Raw genomic sequence first — 818 nt, 5'->3', positions numbered from 1 at the left:
CTCGGCGGGCAGCGAGAAGTCGATCTCGATGCCCAAGCCCTCCCGGTTGAAGTCGTCCAGGACGTTCAGCAGCCGGAACTGGCGCCCATCTCCGAGGCGATCCGCCATGAAGTCCATTGACCAGACTTCGTTCGCAGCCTCCGGAACCGCCAGTGCTTCGGGCTTGTCCCTCTTCAGCCGTTTGCGCGGCTTGATCCTGAGGTTCAGCTCCAACTCGCGGTAGATCCGGTACACGCGTTTGTGGTTCCAGCCATGTCCCTGAACATTGCGCATGTACAGGAAGCACAGGCCGAAACCCCAGGTCTTCTTGGCCGTCGTCAGTCCGAGCAGCAGATCGGCGATCTGCTCGTTCTCGTCGTCCAGCTTGGGGCTGTACCGATAGCAGGTCTCGCTGACCTCGAATGCCCTGCACGCCAGCGCAATGCTGACGCCTTTCATCGCCACCGCTTTCACGGCCAACTCCCGGCGTTGAGCTGGCCGCTTCATTTTTTTCCAAGGGCCTCCTTGAGCAGATCATTCTGCATGCTGACATCGGCATACATGCGCTTGAGGCGGCGGTTCTCCTCCGCCATGGCCTTCATCTCGGAAATCAGGCTCGCATCCATGCCGCCATACTTGGCGCGCCATTTGTACAGCGTTGCACTGCTCATCCCATGCTCGCGGCACAGCTCGGCCGCAGGTACGCCGCCCTCCATCTGGCGCAGCACAGCCATGATCTGGGCTTCTGTGAAACGTGTCTTCTTCATCGGAATCTCCTCGTTCATCCTGCCGAGAAAATTCTACTTCCGCATCCCCTTAAGATCGGGGGGGATTACCCC

General features: G+C 59.8%; 1 pseudogene. It reads right to left on the bottom strand.

The window, feature by feature from the left end:
• Positions 1–746, bottom strand: a pseudogene (locus tag ACN5AZ_RS18670) (IS3 family transposase); the annotation flags it as partial.
• Between the last annotated feature and the right edge of the window lie 72 nt (positions 747–818).

This window comes from Sagittula sp. SSi028, assembly GCF_048553715.1.
GTDB lineage: Bacteria > Pseudomonadota > Alphaproteobacteria > Rhodobacterales > Rhodobacteraceae > Sagittula.
This window is presented reverse-complemented; position numbering and strand designations above follow the sequence as displayed.